General features: G+C 60.7%; 19 protein-coding genes. 5 read left to right on the top strand and 14 right to left on the bottom strand.

Going from position 1 to position 20,064, the window contains the following annotated elements:
- Nucleotides 1-15: 15 nt before the first annotated feature.
- The 3 genes from FDG13_RS18930 to FDG13_RS18920 form a co-directional block, all read right to left on the bottom strand.
- Entirely contained in the window at nt 16-1,119 is a 1,104-nt protein-coding gene (locus tag FDG13_RS18930; RefSeq protein ID WP_180132225.1) for an amino acid ABC transporter permease, read from the bottom strand.
- Nucleotides 1,120-1,134: 15 nt separating this feature from the next.
- On the bottom strand, nt 1,135-2,310 hold the full coding sequence (locus tag FDG13_RS18925; RefSeq protein ID WP_180132224.1) for an amino acid ABC transporter permease: 1,176 nt from the start codon (nt 2,308-2,310) through the stop codon (nt 1,135-1,137).
- A gap of 122 nt (nt 2,311-2,432) precedes the next feature.
- Complete coding sequence (locus tag FDG13_RS18920) at nt 2,433-3,428, bottom strand: amino acid ABC transporter substrate-binding protein (RefSeq protein ID WP_370528268.1); 996 nt, start codon at nt 3,426-3,428, stop codon at nt 2,433-2,435.
- Nucleotides 3,429-3,707: 279 nt separating this feature from the next.
- Between FDG13_RS18920 and FDG13_RS18915 the strand changes: the two genes are divergently transcribed.
- Together FDG13_RS18915 and FDG13_RS18910 are read left to right on the top strand one after the other, a co-directional pair.
- Nucleotides 3,708-4,577: an ion transporter gene (locus FDG13_RS18915; protein ID WP_180132222.1), complete on the top strand. Its 870-nt coding sequence runs from the start codon at nt 3,708-3,710 to the stop codon at nt 4,575-4,577.
- Nucleotides 4,578-4,723: 146 nt separating this feature from the next.
- Nucleotides 4,724-5,911 (top strand): serine hydrolase, encoded by a 1,188-nt coding sequence (locus FDG13_RS18910; RefSeq protein ID WP_180132221.1) that lies wholly within the window; start codon nt 4,724-4,726, stop codon nt 5,909-5,911.
- Between the two features lie 58 nt (nt 5,912-5,969).
- Here the strand turns inward: FDG13_RS18910 and FDG13_RS18905 are convergent, their stop codons facing one another.
- From FDG13_RS18905 to mutS, 4 genes are all read right to left on the bottom strand, one after another.
- The gene (locus FDG13_RS18905) at nt 5,970-6,119 is read right to left on the bottom strand and encodes a DUF2474 domain-containing protein (protein ID WP_180132220.1); all 150 of its coding nucleotides are present in this window, start codon (nt 6,117-6,119) and stop codon (nt 5,970-5,972) included.
- Nucleotides 6,120-7,127 carry a cytochrome d ubiquinol oxidase subunit II gene (gene cydB / locus FDG13_RS18900; RefSeq protein ID WP_180132219.1) on the bottom strand — a complete coding sequence of 336 codons (1,008 nt, stop codon included), beginning with the start codon at nt 7,125-7,127 and terminating at the stop codon, nt 6,120-6,122.
- Nucleotides 7,128-7,142: 15 nt separating this feature from the next.
- Nucleotides 7,143-8,558 (bottom strand): cytochrome ubiquinol oxidase subunit I, encoded by a 1,416-nt coding sequence (locus FDG13_RS18895; RefSeq protein WP_180132218.1) that lies wholly within the window; start codon nt 8,556-8,558, stop codon nt 7,143-7,145.
- Nucleotides 8,559-8,759: 201 nt separating this feature from the next.
- Nucleotides 8,760-11,378: a DNA mismatch repair protein MutS gene (gene mutS / locus FDG13_RS18890; RefSeq protein WP_180132217.1), complete on the bottom strand. Its 2,619-nt coding sequence runs from the start codon at nt 11,376-11,378 to the stop codon at nt 8,760-8,762.
- 212 nt (nt 11,379-11,590) lie between these two features.
- Between mutS and FDG13_RS18885 the strand changes: the two genes are divergently transcribed.
- From FDG13_RS18885 to bchJ, 3 genes are all read left to right on the top strand, one after another.
- Nucleotides 11,591-12,064 (top strand): type VI secretion system tube protein Hcp, encoded by a 474-nt coding sequence (locus FDG13_RS18885; protein ID WP_180132216.1) that lies wholly within the window; start codon nt 11,591-11,593, stop codon nt 12,062-12,064.
- A gap of 168 nt (nt 12,065-12,232) precedes the next feature.
- The gene (bchE, locus tag FDG13_RS18880; protein ID WP_180132215.1) at nt 12,233-13,915 is read left to right on the top strand and encodes a magnesium-protoporphyrin IX monomethyl ester anaerobic oxidative cyclase; all 1,683 of its coding nucleotides are present in this window, start codon (nt 12,233-12,235) and stop codon (nt 13,913-13,915) included.
- The gene (bchJ, locus tag FDG13_RS18875; RefSeq protein WP_180132214.1) at nt 13,915-14,517 is read left to right on the top strand and encodes a bacteriochlorophyll 4-vinyl reductase; all 603 of its coding nucleotides are present in this window, start codon (nt 13,915-13,917) and stop codon (nt 14,515-14,517) included. The genes bchE and bchJ overlap by 1 nt, the downstream gene beginning before the upstream one ends.
- Before the next feature lie 295 nt (nt 14,518-14,812).
- On the opposite strand, the gene FDG13_RS18870 is transcribed toward bchJ, so the two are convergent.
- From FDG13_RS18870 to FDG13_RS18845, 7 genes are all read right to left on the bottom strand, one after another.
- Nucleotides 14,813-15,952 carry a lipocalin-like domain-containing protein gene (locus FDG13_RS18870; protein WP_370528255.1) on the bottom strand — a complete coding sequence of 380 codons (1,140 nt, stop codon included), beginning with the start codon at nt 15,950-15,952 and terminating at the stop codon, nt 14,813-14,815.
- 9 nt (nt 15,953-15,961) lie between these two features.
- Nucleotides 15,962-16,093 (bottom strand): hypothetical protein, encoded by a 132-nt coding sequence (locus FDG13_RS21225; protein ID WP_255435329.1) that lies wholly within the window; start codon nt 16,091-16,093, stop codon nt 15,962-15,964.
- A gap of 22 nt (nt 16,094-16,115) precedes the next feature.
- Nucleotides 16,116-16,430, bottom strand: coding sequence for a carboxymuconolactone decarboxylase family protein (locus tag FDG13_RS18865; RefSeq protein ID WP_180132213.1), 315 nt, complete (start codon nt 16,428-16,430; stop codon nt 16,116-16,118).
- 75 nt (nt 16,431-16,505) lie between these two features.
- Nucleotides 16,506-16,907, bottom strand: coding sequence for a GFA family protein (locus FDG13_RS18860; protein WP_180132212.1), 402 nt, complete (start codon nt 16,905-16,907; stop codon nt 16,506-16,508).
- 103 nt (nt 16,908-17,010) lie between these two features.
- Nucleotides 17,011-18,054, bottom strand: a complete 1,044-nt coding sequence (locus FDG13_RS18855; protein WP_180132211.1) for a PLP-dependent cysteine synthase family protein — start codon at nt 18,052-18,054, stop codon at nt 17,011-17,013.
- Between the two features lie 63 nt (nt 18,055-18,117).
- Nucleotides 18,118-18,897 carry an ABC transporter ATP-binding protein gene (locus tag FDG13_RS18850; protein ID WP_078363811.1) on the bottom strand — a complete coding sequence of 260 codons (780 nt, stop codon included), beginning with the start codon at nt 18,895-18,897 and terminating at the stop codon, nt 18,118-18,120.
- Nucleotides 18,898-18,926: 29 nt separating this feature from the next.
- Nucleotides 18,927-20,057 carry a succinylglutamate desuccinylase/aspartoacylase family protein gene (locus FDG13_RS18845; RefSeq protein WP_180132210.1) on the bottom strand — a complete coding sequence of 377 codons (1,131 nt, stop codon included), beginning with the start codon at nt 20,055-20,057 and terminating at the stop codon, nt 18,927-18,929.
- Nucleotides 20,058-20,064: the final 7 nt, after the last annotated feature.

Raw genomic sequence — 20,064 nt, 5'->3', positions numbered from 1 at the left:
GTTGAATGGGGGAAATCAGCGCAGCTTGCTCTTGTTGACCTGTTTTTCCACCCAGCGGCTGTAGCGTGACATGGAGAAGCAGAACACAAAATAGATCAGCGCGATGAAGAAGTAGCCTTCGATGATGTAAGGCCGCCAGTTGGCATCGGAGTTGACACCGAGTTTGAGCGCACCGGTCAGCTCGTACAGGCTCACGATGGTCACCAGCGAGGTGTCTTTGAAGGTGGAGATGAAGTTGTTCATGATGCCCGGCACCACCATCGCCAGCGCCTGCGGCAGCACAATTTTGCGTTGTGTCTGCCAGTAGCTCAGCCCCAGGGTGGCGGCCGCTTCGACCTGCCCTTTGGGAATGGCCTGCAGGCCACCGCGGATCACTTCGGCCATGTAGGCCGCCGCAAACAGCGTGATACCCACCAGCACGCGCACCAGCACATCAATCTGCGTGCCCTGGGGCATGAACAGCGGGAACATGAACGAGGCCATGAACAGCACCGAGATCAGTGGCACACCACGGATCAGTTCGACATAAATGGTGCAGAAGCTGCGAATCGCTGGCAGCTTGGAGCGTCTGCCTAGTGCCACCAGCAGGGCAATCGGAAAACACAGTACCAGCGACAACGAGGACAGCAGAATGGTCAGCGGCAGGCCACCCCAGCGGTCGGTGTCCACCTGAGTCAGGCCAAACACCTTGCCGTACATCAGTGCAAAAAACACCGCCAGCACGGCCAGCCACAGCAGCGGTAGCCAGGTTTTCCAGAAGCTGCGCATACAACTCACCACCAGCAAACCGGTCAGCAGAATGGTGGCAATCAAAGGCCGCCACTGTTCTTCATACGGGTAACGGCCAAACAGGATGATGCGGTACTTCTCGGAAATCACGCCCCAGCAGGCGCCCACACCTTCGGCATGGCAGGCCTCGTAGTGGGGCGACCAGCTGGCGGAGATCAGTGCCCAGTGGATGGCCTGGGGCAGCAGCCACAGCAGCAAGCCGCCTATGACCAGGGTGCCCAAGCTGGTTTTCCAGTCGGCCAGCAAGTTATTCTTGATCCAGGCCAGTGGGCCTTCAGAATTGACCGGCGCGGGGCGCGGTGCGATGGGTTGGAACGTGGTTGAGGTCATTTGGTGCCGTCCTGTTCAACGCTCTTTGATCGCCGCGCGGCTGTTGTACCAGCCCATCAGCAGCGAGGTGCCCAGGGAGGTGATCAGGTACACCAGCATCACCAGCGAGATACATTCCACCGCGCGGCCGGTCTGGTTCAGCGCGGTGTTGGCAATCGACACCACATCGGGGTAACCAATGGCCACCGCCAGCGACGAGTTTTTGGTCAGGTTCAGGTACTGGTTGGTCAGCGGCGGGATGATCACGCGTAGCGCCTGCGGCAACATCACCAGCCGCATTTCCTGTTGCTGTGACAGACCCAGCGCCGAGGCGGCTTCACCCTGGCCGCGTGGCACCGAGGCAATACCACCGCGCACCACCTCGGCAATGAAGGACGCGGTGTAGAGCGTCAGACCAATCAGCACCGCCAGAAATTCCGGCGTTAACGCGCCTCCGTTTTCAATGGAGAATTCGCCTTTGATCGGGCGGTTCAGTTCGGTGGGTGCACCACCCAGTGCCCAGCCAACCAGGCTGCAGACCACCAAGATCAGCACCGGCGCCCAGAACGCACTGCGTAACTTCCCAGTGGCTTCAAACTGGCGCTTGGCCCAGCGCCGGTACAGCAGCACCAGCGCCACCCCGGCCAGCAGACCAAAGGCCGCCCACAGCTGGCCAGCCGCCCATACCGGAATCGGGTAGTTCAAACCACCCTTGGACAGAAAGAAATCACCAACTTGCCAGGCCACGTCTGCCGAGGGCAACACCTCGGTCAGGATCACGTACCACATCAGCAACTGCAGCAACACCGGGATGTTGCGAAACGCTTCCACATACGACAGGCAGACGCCACGCACCAGTGCATTGCGCGAGAATCGCCCAATACCCAGCAGCGTGCCCAACAGAGTCGACAGGATGATGCCCACAATGGCCACCCGCAGGGTGTTGGTCACACCCACCAGAAACGCCTGCCAATAGGGTTGCTCGGAGTCAAAAGGGTACAGGCTTTCACCGATGTCAAAACCGGCGGCCTGGCTCAAAAAGTCAAAACCACTCTGGATGCCGCGCACCCGCATGTTGACCAGGGTGTTGTGGGCCAGAAACCAGACCACGGCCACAATGGCCACAATGGCCAGCACCTGGTAGACGATGCCGCGAAACGCCTGGCTGCGCCACGACCAGTGGTGATGAGAGGGAGGGGTGTCAGAACTCATGGTGCTTCTTGCCCGTAGGCGTTGGAATGGGAACCACGTGTGATAGGTAGGAGAGGCCTAAAAAAATGCGCCGCAGGTATCGCAGGTGCGACATCAGGCGGCGCTGTGTGACAGACTGGGAATCAGCGCACCGGGAAGGCGTACATCAGGCCCCCTTTGTTCCACTGGTTGTTGACACCACGGGGCAAGCCCAGGGGAGATTTGGGACCAACATTGCGCTCAAAAATTTCGCCGTAGTTGCCGGTGGCCTTGATGGCGCGAGCCATCCATTCCTTGTCCAGACCCAGCAGTTTGCCGGTGTCTTCCGAGGTGCCCAGAATACGGCGCACCACCGGGTCCGTGCTGCTGGTCTTGAGCGAGTCCACATTGGCTTGGGTGATGCCGTACTCCTCAGCTTCAAGCAGGCCGTAGATCACCCATTTGACAATGGCATACCACTCGTCGTCACCGCGGCGAACCATCGGGCCCAGCGGTTCTTTGGAAATCAGTTCGGGCAGGATGATGTGGTCTGCCGGCACCTTGGCCACCTTGTTGCGGGTGGAGGCCAAGCCAGAGGCGTCGGTGGTGTAGGCGATGCAACGGCCGGTGAAGTAGGCGTTTTCAGCCGCTTCGAGCTGCTCAAACACCACCGGTTTGATGCCCAGGCCCTTGGCCTTGGAGTAATCGGTCAGGTTCTTCTCGGTGGTGGTGCCGGACTGCACACACACGGTCTGGCCCTTGAGCTGGGCGGCGCTCTTGATCTTGCTCTTGACCGGCACCATGAAACCCTGGCCGTCGTAGTAGGTCACGGCGGTCAGGTTCAGGCCCAGGGAGGCATCGCGTGTCAGCGTGAAGGTGGTGTTGCGCGAGAGCACGTCCACTTCACCAGACTGCAGCGCGGTGAAGCGCTGTTGCGCGTTCAGCGGCACGTACTTCACCTTTTCTGCATCACCCAGCACGGCCGCAGCCACCGCACGGCACACATCCACATCCAGACCGGTCCACTTGCCGGTGGAGTCCGCTGCCCCAAAACCCGCCAGGCCGGTGTTGGCGCCGCAGATCACCTGGCCACGGGCCTTGATGCTGTCCAGGGTTTTGCCCGCATGCGCGGGGAGGGCTGTCAACGTGCCGATGGCCATGGCAATCACTGCCAGTGTTTTTACAGAGCTGATACGCATAGGTGAAGATCTCCGGTTGATAAAAAGGGTTTCAGAAGGCGCGCCCCACTTTGCCGCCAAGCGATGCACTCTATCAGTGCATATTTCGAAAGGCATCCGGGTTTACGTGAGCAACCCAGGCAAGTTGAGCTGATTCACCCCCTGACTGATGACGGTGTAACAAGCAGTAAGCGTGCCATGTGGGCCAGCGGGTTCAGGCAGTGCAAAATCGGCGCTTCAGCAAAAACCACAAGGTGAACCGTGCCCCCATCCAAAGCAGAAGTTCTGGGTAAACCACTGGAAGGCTGGCGGCTGCGGCTCTACACCATCATTTTTGAGGCCGACACCCGCGCCGGACGGCTGTTTGACCAGGTGCTGATTGCCGTCATCCTGACCAGTGTGGCGGTGGTGGTGGCTGACAGCGTCCACAGTATCCATCTGGCTTACCACCACCTGTTCACCCCTGCCGAGTGGTTTTTCACCCTGATCTTCACGGTGGAGTACCTGGCGCGGCTAGCCTGCGTGCGCCACCCCTGGCGTTATGTGTTAAGTTTTTACGGGGTGATCGATTTGCTGGCGCTGTTGCCCACCTACTTGGCCCTGCTGGTGCCTGAGGTGGGGGCGCTGATTGATGTGCGTATCCTGCGTTTGTTGCGGGTGTTTCGGATCTTCAAACTCACCGCCTATGTGTCCGAGTACCAGGCCATTGGCCAGGCCCTGCGCGCGAGTCGCCGCAAGATTGCGGTGTTTCTGGCAGCGGTGCTGATGATTGTGCTGGTGATGGGCACCCTGATGTATGTGGTGGAAGGTCCGGCCAATGGTTTCACCAGCATCCCCACCGCGGTCTACTGGGCCATCACCACCATGACCACCGTGGGTTTTGGTGACATCACGCCCAAGACAGACCTGGGGCGGCTGATTGCCTCGCTCATGATGTTGCTGGGTTGGGGCACATTGGCGGTGCCCACCGGCATCGTCACCGCCGAGATGACCTACGCGCGCCGCGCGGCCACCACCACCCGCACCTGCCATGTGTGCCTGACCGAAGGCCACATGCCCGACGCCCGCTTTTGTCGCCACTGTGGTGCCAGTCTGCCCCGTTATGAACATGACGGCGCGGCGCAGGAGTGAGCCGCGCCATCCGGTCTGAATCAGACGCTTACACACCTATGTGCCGTCACAATACTTTGGCCAAGATGCGTGGGAAAGGATTTTTATTTTTATGCCATTTTGGCCTCTAGCCCTTATCTATAAAGGGCCTACAGCTATATTTTTATATGACTCTACAAAACGTTTCCCCTGAAAAAGTGGGTCTGAGCACTGAGCGCCTGGCGCGCCTGATGGCCGTGTTGCAGCGTGAGGTGGCTGACCAACGCCTGCCCGGCGCGGTGGCCGTGGTGGCGCGCCACGGCAAGCTGGCCTTGATGGACAGCGTCGGCCAGCTCAACCCGCGCACCGGCGAAGCCATGCACAACGATGCCCGTTTTCGCATCTACTCGATGACCAAACCGATTGTGTCGGTGGCGGCCATGATGCTGGTGGAGCAGGGGCGCTTGCTGCTGGCCGACCCGGTGGCCAAATACCTGCCCGAATTTGCACAGCAAAACGTGGTGATGAACGGTGAGGCCACCGAGCTGCAGCCGGTGCTGCGTGCTGCCACGGTGCACGACCTGCTGCGCCACACGGCCGGCCTGACCTACGAGTTCCTCGGCAGCGGCCCGGTGCAGCGCCAGTACGCGCAGCTGCGTCTGGGTTCACGCGATCGCAGCCTGGCCGATTTCACCCAACAGCTCGCCGCCTTGCCGCTGATGTACCAGCCCGGCCAGGTGTTTGAATACAGCCGTGCCACCGATGTGCTGGGCCGGGTCATCGAGGTGATCAGTGCGCAGCCGCTGCAGCAGTTTTTGCAAGAGCAGCTGTTCGAGCCGCTGCGTATGCCGGACACTGCCTTCACCGTGCCGCCCGAGTTCCATGACCACATTGCCGAACCCTTTGCCCGCGACCCGGACGGTGGCCTGCAGATGAAGGTGATCGACGTGCGTACCGACGCCACGCTGGCCTCGGGCGGTGGTGGCCTGATCTCGACCGCAAAAGACTACGCCCGTTTTCTGCAGTTTTTGCTCAACCGGGGTGAACTCGACGGTGTGCGCCTGCTGGGGCCACGCACGGTGGACTTCATGACCACTGACCACCTGGGCGACATTCCGGTGGCGCCGGGGGGCTCGCGTGCGCTGCTGCCCGCGGGGCATGGTTTTGGTCTGGGTTTTGCGGTGCGCAAACACCTGGGGGTGGCGCCGGTGCCGGGCTCGGTCGGCACCTATTTTTGGGGCGGGTTGGCCGGGACCTCGTTTTTTGTGGATCCTGCGCTCGATCTGTTTGCCTGCCTGATGCTGCAGGCACCGAACCAGCGCGAGTACTACCGCATGTTGTTTCGCGACATGGTCTACGCGGCGTTGCTGGACTGAGCAGCGGCCGGGGCAAGGCGGCGCATCCCGGAGCCTCAGCACACAGCGCTGCGCTGGCTTAACGCGTCATGCCTGCCCAGCTCATGAGCAGGCGCATGGCCAGCGCGACCAGGCCCAGAGCCGCCACACTGCAGGCCCAGATCAGGATCAGCCAGCCGACCCGCCGCAAGCTGGTGTTGAACCGGCTGGTTGAGGGTGAGTTGTCCATTCAGTGGTACCCCTCACCCACCTTGACTTTGCCCCGAAACACGTAATAAGCCCAGGCGGAATAACCAAGAATCATCGGGATGATCAGCAGTGCCCCCACCAAGGCGAAGCCCATGCTTTGGGGTGGCGCGGCTGCCGCCCAGATCGACAGGGACGGCGGCACGATGTTGGGCCAGATGCTGATCACAAACCCGCTGTAACCCAAGAAGATCAGCAGCAGCGACCAGATGAAGGGTCCCGCATGTGGGTCGTTGTTGAGTGTGTGCAGGATGTAATAGGTGGCCAGCGCGACCAGGATCGGCACCGGCACAAAGAACCAGATGTTGGGTTGGCTGAACCAGCGCCCCGCAATGGCCGGGTGTGCCAATGGTGTCCAAATCGAGGCTATGGCGATGGCCGCCAACAAGGCGAACGTGGCGGGTTTGGCGATCTGGATCATCTGCTCTTGTAAATCACCTTCGGTTTTGAGAATGAGCCAGGTTGATCCCAAGAGCGCATAAGCGATCACAACCCCCACACCGGTGAAGACCGAGAACGGTGTCAACCAGTCCATGACCCCATACACCGCGTTGCCGTTGACGATCTCGATGCCGCTGATGAAGGCCCCGAGGATGGCGCCCTGGCAAAAAGCCGTCACGAACGAGCCCAGCATGAAGGCTTTGTCCCAGAACGGTTTGTGGGCCTCGTCTGCCTTAAAACGAAACTCGAAGGACACCCCGCGCCAGATCAAGCCGAGCAGCATGAGGATCACCGGCACATAAAACGCGCTGAGCAAAATGGCGTAGGCCTTGGGGAAAGCCGCCATGAGTGCAGCGCCGCCCAGCACCAGCCAGGTTTCGTTGCCGTCCCAGACCGGTGCCACGGTGTTGACCATCGCGTCGCGGTGGCTGCGGTCTGTGACGAGCGGAAAGAGAATGCCGATCCCGAGGTCAAAGCCGTCGGCAATCACATACATCATCACGCCAAAACCGATGATCAGCAGCCAGATCAGTGGAAGATCGATACCCATGTTGTGCTTCCTTGGTCAGACCGTGGTGATGGGTGGTTGTGCAGGCGGCGTGGCGGCGGACAACGGACGTGCGGGCCGTTGGTCCAGCGCGTCCCCGTCGGGTGGGGGCTCGTGCACATCTGGACCTTGCCCGATGAGTTTTAGCAAGTAGCCAATGCCGGTGCCAAACACAGCGGCATACACAAGCACAAGCACGATCAAGCTGACGCTCAGCGTGATGGCAGAGTGGTTGGACACAGCATCGGCCGTGCGCATCAGCCCATAAACAACCCAAGGCTGCCGGCCAATTTCCGTGGTGTACCAGCCCGCCAGCATGGCCACCACGCCGGACGGCCCCATCAGCAGCGCAAAACGCCACAGCGCAGGCGACTCATAGGCACGTTGGCGCCAATGTGACCAGGCTCCCCAGAGTGCCAGCACAATCATCAGGACACCCAGCCCCACCATCACGCGAAAGGTCCAGAACACAACGGTGGCGTTGGGGCGGTCTTCTCGGGGGAACTCCTTCAAACCCGGGTACTGGCCGTGCCAGTCGTGGGTCAGGATCAAGCCACCCAGGTTCGGGATTTCGATCTTGTAGCGGGTGGTCTCAGCCTCCATGTCGGGCCAGCCGAACAGCACCAGCGGCACACCCTCACCCGGTGTGTTTTCCCAATGGCCTTCCATGGCCGCGATCTTGGCTGGCTGGTGTTTGAGGGTGTTCAGGCCGTGGGCATCACCCACAACGACTTGCAGCGGTGCCGCGAAAAGCAACATCCACAAGGCCATGGAGAACATCTTCTTGATTTCCGGCTTGTGGTTGCCCTTGAGCAGGTGCCAGGCACCCGACGCAGCCACCAGCAAGGCGGTCGAAATGAACGCCGCCACCACCATGTGGGCCAGCCGATACGGAAAGGACGGGTTGAAGATGATGGCGATCCAATCCACCGGCACCACCACACCGTTGATGATTTCGTGCCCCTGTGGTGTTTGCATCCAGCTGTTGGAGGCCAGGATCCAGGTTGCCGAGACCAGGGTGCCCAGGGCCACCATCACGGTGGCAAAGAAGTGCAGGCGAGGCCCCACCTTGTTCCAGCCGAACAACATCACACCCAGAAAACCGGCCTCCATAAAAAACGCCGTCAAAACCTCATAGGTCAACAGCGGTCCGGTGATGCTGCCCGCAAATTCGGAGTATTGGCTCCAGTTGGTGCCAAACTGGTAGGCCATCACCAGGCCCGACACCACACCCATCGCAAAGTTCACAGCGAAGATCTTGGACCAGAAGTGGTACAGGGTTTTGTAGACCAGCTCTTGTTTCTTGAGCCACAAAGCTTCGAGCACGGCCAAGTAAGCCGCCAGGCCAATGGTGATGGCGGGAAAGATGATGTGGAAGGTGATCGTGAATCCGAACTGGATTCGCGCCAGTTCGAGGGCGGTGAGGTTGAACATGGTGAGGTTTGACGATGGTGAGAATCGCATCTCGACCAAGGATGCAGTCGGCGCGCCAAAGGATTCTCCCGCAAGGGACCATTTTGCGGGCCAGGCCAGCGCCATACGAACGGGGCGCGTATGGTTATTGGGGCGTGTTGTGCAAGCGGGCCCACACCGCACCAGGGGCAGGTGCTTGCCAGCTGGCGCCTTGGGCCAGATTTATCCCTGAACGCTCAGCTTCTTGAGCTGGTACAGCGCCTCCAGCGCCTCACGCGGGCTCAAATCATCAGGATTTAAGGCTTTGGCCCAGGACTCAACTGGGCTTTCAGCAATGATTTCTGTAGCAGCTGGCGCGGCAAACAAATCCACCTGGGCCTGGTGCTGGCTGGCCTGTGCCTCCAGCGCTTCGAGTGTGTGGCGCGCGTGGTTGACCACGGCGGCGGGCATGCCGGCCAGGCGCGCCACCTGGATACCGTAACTCTTGCTGGCTGGCCCCGGCTGGATTTCGTGCAGGAACACGATGTCGCGGCCACTCTCGGCTGCACTCACATGCACATTGATCGCTGCGTGGTGGCTGGCCGGGAACTCAGTCAGCTCAAAATAATGTGTGGCAAACAGCGTGTAAGCCTGGGTTTTGTCGTGCAACTGGGTGGCAATGGCTGACGCCAGCGCCAGGCCGTCAAAGGTGCTGGTGCCGCGGCCAATCTCGTCCATCAGCACCAGCGAGTTGGGTGTGGCAGCGTTCAGGATTTGCGCGGCCTCCAGCATCTCCAGCATGAAGGTCGATTGCGCGTTGGCCAGGTCGTCGGCCGCGCCGATGCGGGTGTGGATAGCGTCAATCGGCCCGAGTCGGCAGGCGCTGGCTGGCACATAACTGCCCATGCTGGCCAGCAACACAATCACCGCGATTTGCCGCATGTAGGTCGATTTACCACCCATGTTGGGGCCGGTGATGATCTGCATGCGTTGCTTGACGCTCAGGCGGGTGTCGTTGGCAATGAAGGCGCCCGAACTGAGTTCAGCCAGGCGCGCCTGCACAACAGGGTGGCGACCGGCGTCGATGTCGATACACGGCTCTTTGACAAACTGCGGCGCACACCAGTCCAGCGTGAGGCTGCGCTCGGCCAGCGCACACAGGGCGTCCAGCGTGGCCAGTGCATCGGCGAGGCGGGTGAGGGCGGCTACAAACGCCTGCAGCTGGTCCAGCAACTGCTCGTACAGCCACTTTTCACGCGCCAGCGCGCGTTCTTGCGCGCTCAGGGCCTTGTCCTCGAAGGCTTTGAGTTCGGGCGTGATGAAGCGTTCGGCGTTTTTCAGGGTCTGGCGGCGCCGGTAGTCGTCGGGCACCTTGCTGGCTTGGCCCTGGGTGACTTCGATGAAAAAGCCGTGCACCTTGTTGAACTGCACGCGCAGGTTGCTGATGCCGGTGCGGGCCCGTTCGCGGGTTTCCAGGTCCAGCAAAAAGCCGTCGCAGTTGGTCTGGATGGCGCGCAACTCGTCCAGATCAGCATCAAAACCGCTGGCAATCACGCCGCCATCGCGCACCAGTGCGGCGGGCTCCGCGTCTATCGCAGCGCGCAACAGTTCGGCGCAACCGGCGGGTGGCAGCAGGTTTTCGGAGATGTGGGTCAAATAGGCCTCTAGCCCTTGTATCACGGGGGCGAGTAGCTCTGTTTTTTGGAGCGTTACCTGCAAACCTACCAACTCACGCGGGCGCACCTGGCGCAGCGCAATGCGTGCGGTGATGCGTTGCACGTCGGTGCTGCCCTTGAGCTGCTGGCGCAGTTTGTCCCACGGACCGGCGCCCGCCGACAGGGTCGGGCCGCTGCGCAGTGCCTCAATCGCGCGGTGGCGTTGCAAAGCCTCGCTGCGGTCACGCCGGGGCGACAACAACCAGCTTTTGAGCAGACGGCTGCCCATGCCGGTCTGGCAGGTGTCGAGCAAAGAGAACAGCGTGGGTGCGTCTTCGCCGCGCAGGGTTTGCACCAGCTCCAGGTTGCGCCGGGTGGTGGGCGGCAGGTCGATTACATCGCCCTCGCGTTGCACCTGCACGCTATGGATGTGCGTGAGCGCCCGGCCCTGGGTGTGTTCGGTGTAACTCAGCAGCGCGGCTGCTGCCGCCTGGGCCAGCACCAATTCCTGCGCGTGCCAAGGCGCCAGGCTGGTCGTGTTGAGGTGCTGGGTGAGGGTGCGCTGGCCCAGGCCGGTGTCAAACTGCCAGTCGGGCCGCACCGAGATCGACAGCGGCGTCGTCACCGGGATGGCGCGCAGCCGCGCCTCAAACGCTGGTGTGGCACCGGCGCTGAAGATCAGTTCACCGGGGTTGACACGCAACACCCAGTTGGCCAAGTCATCTACCGCACATTCGGCCAGATGCACCACGCCCTGGGTCACGCTGAGCCAGGCCAGGCCGCAGCTGTTGCGCGGGCCTTGGTGCACCGAGAGCAGCAGCGCCTCGGTCTTGTCGTTGAGCAATTCCAGATCGGTCAAGGTGCCGGGCGTTACGACGCGCACCACCTTGCGTTCGACCGGGCCTTTGGCTGTGGCCGGGTCGCCGACCTGCTCACAAATTGCCACCGATTCACCGAGTTTGATGAGCCGCGCCAGATAGGTCTCGACCGAATGGAACGGTACCCCTGCCATCACCACCGGCTGCCCGGCGCTTTGGCCGCGTTGTGTCAGGGTGATGTTGAGCAGGCGCGCGGCCTTTTCGGCGTCGGCATAAAACAGTTCGTAAAAATCCCCCATGCGGTAGAACAGCAGGGTGTGGGGGTGATCCGCTTTGAGGCCCAGGTACTGGGTCATCATCGGTGTGTGTGGCAGGGTGTGGTCGGTCATTGGGGGGGAAGTCTAGCAACTTCACATCGGCCTTCAGGGGGCCGGTCGGGTCGCTTGCCCTGCTGGGCGTGATGGCGTTGACGCTTCTCCAAGCTGCTTCCTATACTCGCGCCAAAAAGGCAGCAGACAAATCCAGCGGCCTGGTGGCGCAGCCTCACACCGATCAATTTCCACCCGCATCCCCAGTTTTTTCACTGACCAAGGAGCACATGATGGCCATCGATTGTTTTATCAAGTTTGACGGTGTCGAGGGTGAGTCAAGCAACAAGGACCACAAGGGGGAGGTTGAAGTCTTGTCCTGGAGCTGGGGCATTGCCGGCGCCGGGCAGGTCGGCGGCACCAGCACCGGCAAAGGCAAAACGGTGGCGGGGCCCTTGAGTTTTGTGCATCTCTATGACAAGGCATCCCCCCTGCTGGCCAAACACTGTGCGGCGGGCAAGCTCTTCAAGACGGTGGTGCTGACGTCCCGCAAGGCGGGTGAAGGCCAAAAGGACTTCCTGCAAGTGAGCCTGAAGGAGGTGCAAGTCACCAGCATCCAGCCCGCAGGCGCGGATGCTGATATCACCGAAGCCGTGACATTGAACTACCGCGACATCGAATTTGCCTACAAACCCCAGGACAGCAAAGGCGGCTTGGGTGCCGAGGTGAAGTTTGGCTGGGACGTGGCCAGCGCCCAAGTCCGCTGACGGTTGCGCGGCGCGGCGGGGTGTCATCTGCCCCGCACAGCACCCCTTGCTCAAAGTTTTGATGCAAGTCAAAATGCCGCAGAATGTCAACAAAAGTTGACATTCATCAATGTCACAAAACACCACCCTAGGCACAGTAGCCTGGTCCTTCAACTTACAGGAAAAGTTATGCGCGTCATGCTCGTTCACCCCAATTACCACTCGGGTGGTGCCGAAATTGCCGGCACCTGGCCTCCAGCATGGGTGGCTTACCTGACTGGTTACCTCAAGGCGGGCGGTTATACCGATGTGGTGTTTGTGGATGCCATGACGCTGGACCTCAGTGAAGACGTCATGCGCCAGAAGTTTGCCGAGATCAAGCCCGATATCGTTGGCTGCACGGCCATCACCCCGTCGATTTACAAGGCGCAACGCCTGTTGCAGGTGGTGAAGGAAGTCAACCCCAACATCGTGACCGTGCTCGGTGGTATCCACGCCACCTTCATGTTCTCGCAGGTGCTGGGCGAGTCGCCCTGGATTGATGCGATTGTGCGTGGTGAGGGTGAGCAGGTGTTCCTGAACCTGGTGAAAGCCGTGGACGCTGGCAACTTCATGCAAAACCGCGAGTCGGTCAAGGGCATTGCCTACCGCAACGACGAAGGCCAGATTGTCGCCACACCCGCCGAGCCTCCGATTGCCGATCTGGATACCATCACACCTGACTGGGGCATCCTTGACTGGAGCAAATACATCTACACCCCGATGAATGTGCGGGTGGCGATCCCCAACTTTGCGCGCGGTTGCCCGTTCACCTGCAGTTTCTGCAGCCAGTGGAAGTTCTGGCGCGACTACCGCATCCGCGACCCGAAAAAAGTGGTCGACGAGATCGAGGACCTTGTCAAGAACCACAAGGTTGGCTTCTTTATCCTGGCCGACGAAGAACCCACCATCCACCGCAAGAAGTTCATCCAGTTCTGTGAAGAGCTGGTGGAACGCAAGCTGCCGGTGTTGTGGGGTATCAACACCCGCGTGACCGACATCTTGCGTGACGAAAAACTGCTGCCGCTGTACCGCAAGGCCGGCTTGATCCACGTGTCGCTGGGTACCGAAGCGGCAGCCCAGCTCAAGCTTGATCTGTTCAACAAAGAAACCACGATTGAGCAGAACAAAAAGGCCATCCGCCTGCTGCGTGAAGCCGGCATCGTGACCGAAGCGCAGTTCATCGTCGGCCTGGAAAACGAAACCGCCGAGACCATCGAGGAAACCTACCGCATGACACGCGACTGGAATCCCGACATGGCCAACTGGGCGATGTACACCCCGTGGCCGTTCTCCGACCTGTTCCAGGAACTGGGCGACAAGGTCGAGGTGTTCGACTACGAGAAGTACAACTTTGTCACCCCGATCATGAAACCCACCGCCATGGACCGTGGTGAGTTGCTGGACCGGGTGATGAACAATTACCGCCGGTTCTTCATGAACAAAACCTTCTTCCAGTACCCGTGGACGCGCGACCCGGTGCGCCGCAAGTACCTGATGGGTTGTCTGAAGGCCTTCCTGAAGAGCGGTTTTGAGCGCAAGTTCTATGACTTGGGCCGTGTCGGTTACTGGGGCCCGCAGAGCAAGAAAAAGGTCGACTTCAAGTTTGACCAAGGTGTGCGCCACGAACGTCCGGACGCGGCTCTGGTGGCCAAGGCCGACGAAGGCTGGATCACCATGCACGGCCCCAAGATCGAGATGCGCCGCAAGAAGGGCGAAGACATCGCCGCAGAAGCCATTGCCGCACAAGCCGCCGCAGCCGCTGCGATGCCGGTATCGGCCTGTGGTGGTGGTAAAGAGCAGATGACCGAAGAAGAAATGGCCAGAGCTTGATGGGTGCAGCAGACGGCGTGGTCGGCCGCATTGGGCCCAACGCCATCATCCGTGTAGCTGAAACGCTGCACGAGACCTTCGGATCGGATGTCACGGCTGGCCTGTTAACACAGGCCGGGCTGGGTCATTACCTGGAGCAGCTACCCGACAAAATGGTCAACGAGGCCGAGGTGCTGCGCCTGCACCAGGTTTTGCGTGAGCAGTTGGGCCAGCCCACCTTTGCCGACATCACCTGGAAAGCGGGTCTCAAAACCGCCGACTACCTGTTGGCCAACCGCATCCCCAAAGCCGCGCAACTGGTGTTCAAGGCGCTGCCGGCTGCCGCCTCGGCACGGCTGCTGCTCAAAACCATCGGTGGTCACAGCTGGACATTTGCGGGTAGCGGCCAGTTCAGCTACGAAGTTGGCCAGACGGTGTTGCTGACGATCCACAACAACCCGCTGTGCCGCGATGTGCACACCGAAGTGCCGGTGTGTTACTTCTATTCCGCCACCTTTGTGCGCTTGTTCCAGGTGCTGGTGCACCCTAAAACCCAGGTCAAAGAGACCGCTTGTGAAGCCAAGGGCGACGATGTGTGCCGTTTTGAACTGCGCTGGCGTTGAAGCCAGTCTTCGCTGAAGTTCGCTAGCCAGTGTCCTCTGTGCGCAGGCGACTGCGCCGCAATGGGTAGCTACGCGGCTATCCCCCGGCCCGTTGGGCCTCCTCCTTGATGCCGCTGCGCCACCCATTGCAGCGCATTCGCCCAATGTCTTGGGTCTTTCCTGCGCATCACACACCCAAATCGCCCGAAGGAACTGGCTGTCGGGTCATTTGGTGGAGCGGCATTAAGGAGGAGGCCAGAGGCCGGGGGACAGCCGCGCAGGCAAGTGGCCCGGCAGCCAGTTCCTTGCCCAAGGCTCACAGGCTCAGTGGCTTGGCGTAGCCCGTCATCTCCAGATAACCCCGGCCCACGGGCTGGCCTTGTTCATCCAGCAAGTCACTCAGACCCTCCCAGTAGATCGCGCCAGTGGAGCGGCTGCTATCGAGTTCCTGGTTGTCGACCAAGGCGCGCACGGTGTAGCGCCTGGGTGTGGATGATGCATCGGGCACGGTCACCCGCCATTCCACCGGGTAGCTTGTGGCACTGGCCGGGCTGGTCCAGCGGCGTATGGGCTCAAAACTCACCTGCTCGTGCCCAAAGACCACCGGCACCAAGGCGTCCTTGGCGCGCCAGGATCCACCGGCCCACACAGTGCCACCGGCCTTGTTGCGCAAGCGAAAGGCAGTGAGTGCGCTGCCGTCGTTCAGGTTCATACCGATCCAGTCCCAGCCCACAGCTTGCTGTGCCATGATGGACTGGCTCCACTCATGGTCCAGCCAGGCGCGCCCGGTCACCGCCTGGCGCTGGCCGTCCAGTCTCAACTGGCCACTCACACGAAGCTGCGGCAGGCTGTAATAAAAGCTGGCCTGACTCGCCTCGGGTCCTTTGCGCGATAGGCCTGCATCACCTTGCAGCAGCAGTGGCTGGGTTTCCTGCAGGTTCAGCTCAAAGGCAAAACCCGACCCATTGGCACGCGCCAGGTAGCTGTTCCCACGCCGTTGTAATGACCAGTCGCGTAAGGTGACATCGGTATCGGTGTCACTGGCCTGGGCCAAGTCGACTTGCGCGTTACCCGAGCTGCGGGCAATCAGCTGGGCATGCAACAGGCGCTGGCCCGTCACATCGGTGACCGCCGCATGGGCAAAGTGAAGCTGTTTGGCTGCAAAGCCGGAGCGCATGGCCTGTGTACTGGGTACCCGCGAGCGGAAAAAGGTCAGCTGAAAACCAAACAAGCGGCCTTGCGCCTGCAGCTCACCCGTGACATACCACCATTCGGTGGCCGTGTCCGGGTGGCTACCCAGGTCACGTGGGAATTGCAGCGGGCGCTTGACCAGTACCGCTGGCGCTGCGGTGGGGTCGCTGCTTTGCGCCTGCGCCTGGTTGTGCCACAGTGGGGCAATCAGCGTCGCCGCCAACCACTGGCGGCGGGTCAAGCGGGTGAAGGGAGGGGTGTGCAAGCGGGAGCCTTAGGCGCCGGGTTTCGGCGCCCGGTCTTGCAGGGCTTTGAGAATACCGCCCGGGATCGGGCTGCACTGGCATTCTTTGTTGTGCGCCAGATGCCAGTCGATACGTTGTTGCAGACTGGGGTTTTTGGGCATGGCATGTTGCTCATGCCACAGTTTATTGGTCTTGCCCATCGTAGGCCTCCAGCGCAACAGGCAAGACTCCAATGACCGTGGCACCGGCGGCGGGCAGGCCGAGCAGCACCGCGCTCAGAACTTCTTGCCGTGACGCCCCCTGTGACTTGGCTGACAACACATGAAACGGCACACCAGAGGTGTTGCCAGTGGCAGCAAGGACCGCAATGTAGGCCAATTCCTCGGTCTTCTTGTCCAAAGCACTGGCCTGATCCAGGGCCTGTGCCATCTGCATCCAGGCCTGTGCCTGGGCTGGCGCTTCTTGTAGGAATACGGAGAATGCTTTTGAGATGCTCATTGGGGTTCCTTGGGTGCCAAGTGCCTGTGGCTCGATGACGTTTGGTGTAAGGGTTGACTCATCTCAACGCAACAACTAGCGCACCCGATCAGCGGGGTGATTCACCCCATCGTTGGTGGGCACGTCTTGGATATCAAACGGATTGACACCGTCCAGACAACCCACGTTGTAACCGTACTCGTTGGGATTGGATCGGCGCTGGTGGTGGGTGTAGATACCACACACAGAGCAGAAATAGTGTTTGGCTGTTTTGGTGTTGAACTCGTACAAACGCAGCTTGTCGTGGCCTTGAACAATCTCGATGCCTGACAAGGGCACGGACGCCACGATGGCGCCTTTTCGGCGGCAGATCGAGCAGTCACAACGACGCGGATTCACAATGCCATCCGGCAGATGCAGGCGCAACACCACCGCACCGCAGTGGCAGGAGGCAAGATGGTGCTCGTTGATGGTGGTGGGGCCAACCTGCTTGATCATGGGTCTGTCCTTGTGTTGATCGCCGGTCTACGCTATGTAGCCAGTTCCTCCATTTTGACCAACTCCAGCTGAACGACAGCATCGTCAAAAAAACGACAAACCCTTAGCCCAGTTTCGTCTGAAGCTCGGCTGCCGAAGGGCTGCAATCACCGATGTTTTTGTACACCCACGCAGGGTCAAAATACGAGCCCAGGTAACGTTCACCCGCGTCACACAGCAGCGACAGGATCGAGCCTTGTTGGCCTTGTTCACGCATCTCGGTGGCCAGTTGCAGCATACCCACCAGGTTGGTGCCGGTGGAGGGGCCGACCTTGCGGCCGAGCAGGCCGGAGAGTAATTGCATCGCCGCCACCGAATCGACATCGGCCACCTCGATCATGCGGTCCACCAGGGTGCGGATGAAGCTGGGCTCAACCCGTGGTCGGCCAATACCTTCGATGTGCGAGCCCGGGCCGGTGACACTGGCGTCACCGGTGCGGTGGTATTCACCAAACACTGAGCCGACCGGGTCAGCCACACACAGCTGGGTGTCGTGGCGCTGGTAACGCACAAAACGGCCGATGGTGGCGCTGGTGCCGCCGGTACCCGCACCCACCACAATCCAACGGGGCACCGGGAAACGTTCTCGCGCCATCTGGCTGAACATGCTTTGCGCGATGTTGTTGCTGGAACGCCAGTCGGTGGCGCGTTCGGCGTAGGTGAACTGGTCCATGTAGTGACCACCGGTGTTACGAGCCAGCTCGCGCGCTTCGTCGTAGACCGCGCTGGCGCTGTCCACCAGGTGGCAATGGCCACCGTAAAACTCGATCTGGGCAATCTTTTCACACGAGGTGCCGCGTGGCATGACCGCAATAAACGGCAGGCCCAGTAGCCGGGCGAAGTAGGCCTCACTCACGGCGGTGGAGCCGCTGGAGGATTCGACCACGGTGGAACCCTCATGGATCCAACCGTTGCACAGGCCGTACAAAAACAGCGAACGTGCCAGCCGGTGTTTCAGACTGCCGGTCGGGTGGGTGGACTCGTCTTTGAGGTACAGGTCGATGCCGTGTTTGGCAAAGCCGGGCAGCGGCAGGGCGATCAGGTGGGTGTCGGCACTGCGCTGGTAATCGGCCTCGATCTGCGCGATGGCGTTGTGGAGCCAGTTCATGGATGACCTAAATATGTGAGCTACTTGCCCTTACGCAATAAGGGCTACAGCCTGTTTTGATGCCTATTTAAGGCTGCCCGACAGGAACTGCGCCAAACGCACACTCTTGGGGTTGGACAGCACATGTGCCGGGTTGCCCTCTTCTTCGATCAGGCCTTTGTGCAAAAAGATCAGGTGATTGGAGACCTCGCGGGCAAAGCCCATTTCATGGGTCACCACCACCATGGTGCGGCCTTCCAAAGCCAGGTTTTTCATGACCTTGAGCACCTCGGACACCAGTTCGGGGTCGAGCGCGCTGGTAGGTTCGTCAAACAACATCACCTCGGGCTCCATCGCCAGTGCGCGGGCAATCGCCACGCGTTGCTGCTGGCCACCGCTCAGGTGTGCGGGGTAAGCGTCTTCTTTGCCTTCCAGACCCACTTTGGCTAAATACTTGCGTGCAGTTTCCACTGCCTGGTCGTGCGGCACCTTCAGCACATGCACCGGCGCTTCGATGATGTTTTGCAACACTGTCATGTGCGCCCACAGGTTGAAGTGCTGGAACACCATGGCCAGCTTGGTGCGCAGGCGCGCCAGTTGCTTCGGGTTGGCAGGGTGCAACTCACCGTTGGCGCTGGGGTTCAGGTGTAACTCTTCACCGGCCACGTTGATGCGGCCCTGGTGCGGCTTTTCCAGCATGTTGATACAACGCAGGAACGTGCTTTTGCCCGAGCCTGAGCTGCCGATGATGCTGATCACATCACCCGCATGGGCGGTCAGCGACACCCCTTTGAGCACCTCGTTGGAGCCAAAGCGTTTGTGGATGTTTTCAACCTGGAGTTTGAGGGTGGTGGTGGCGGTCATGGGGGGCTTTGTTTGACAGGTCGGCGTGGTTAGGCACCCAGCAGGGCACCGGTGCGAAACGCCTGGGCGCCGGCAATCTTGCCGAGTTCACCGCCGGTGGTGATGTAGCGGTCGCGGATGCGGGCGTAAAACAGGCCGTCGACACCGGCTAGCACCTGCTCAACACTGCCCTCAATCGGGTTGATGACCTCGGCTACCAAGTCACCTTTGGTCAGGGTCTGGCCGGGCTCGACGGCAAACACCACCACACCGGGGGAGCGGGCACGCAGGGTCTCAGACCCGGCCAGCGGGGTGGCTTCACACAGCGGAGCGGGGACATCGGGCGCACACTCACAGGCCCAGACACCAACGTGTTGCAGCCAATTGATGATGGCTTGGGCATCCTGCTGGGCCAGCGCATGGCTCACGTCCAACTCACCACGCAATTCCACGGTGGTGCTGCAGCAGCCTTGGGGCAGCGGTGCGTTAAACCCTGCTGCCTGCAGTTTGTCGGCCAGTTGCCACCAGGCGCTGGACAGGCATTCGTCAAACGGGCGGTTGCCCGAGTTGCGCGCCAGCAAGCTGGTCTGGCTTTTCAGAAAATGTGCCAAGGGTGCCAGCTGTGGCCAGCAGGGCTCTTCGGTGTAGAAATGCAGCACACCTTCGCAGTCGCAGTGCAGGTCCAGCACATAGTCAGCATCGTGTGAGAGCAGCAGCAATCTGCGGCGCAGGCTTTGCAATTCGGTGTCGGGTGCCCAGGCCTGCAGGTACTCGCGCATGGACTGGCGTACCAGGTCCACATTGGCCTGCGCGTCGTCGCTCAGGGCGCTCATCACCGCTGGCGCCACCGCCTCGGCCAGGTCGGGGTAATGGCGGTTGAAGTTTTCCGAGGTGTCGAGCTCAAAACGACCCATCGGTTTGTGGTCCAGGCGTTGTGCCAAGCCAATCGGGTTGGACACCGGCACCAACACCACCTCACCACAAATCAAGCCCTGGGCGTCAGCTGCCTCAAGTGCAGCGCGTAAATGGTGGGCCACCAACATGCCGGGCAGTTCTTCGGCGTGTAAGCTGGCCTGGATGTAGATCTTGAGGCCCGAGCCGGGCTGGCCAAAGTGAAAACTGGTGAGGGTTTTCAAGCTGCCCAGACTGGGCGACAACAGGGGGTGATCCATACGCTGCATGACAACA

Source organism: Rhodoferax sp. BLA1 (assembly GCF_013416775.1).
Classification (GTDB): Bacteria; Pseudomonadota; Gammaproteobacteria; order Burkholderiales; family Burkholderiaceae_C; genus Rhodoferax.
Note: the sequence above shows the minus strand (reverse complement) of the source record. Positions and strands in the feature narration are given on the sequence as shown.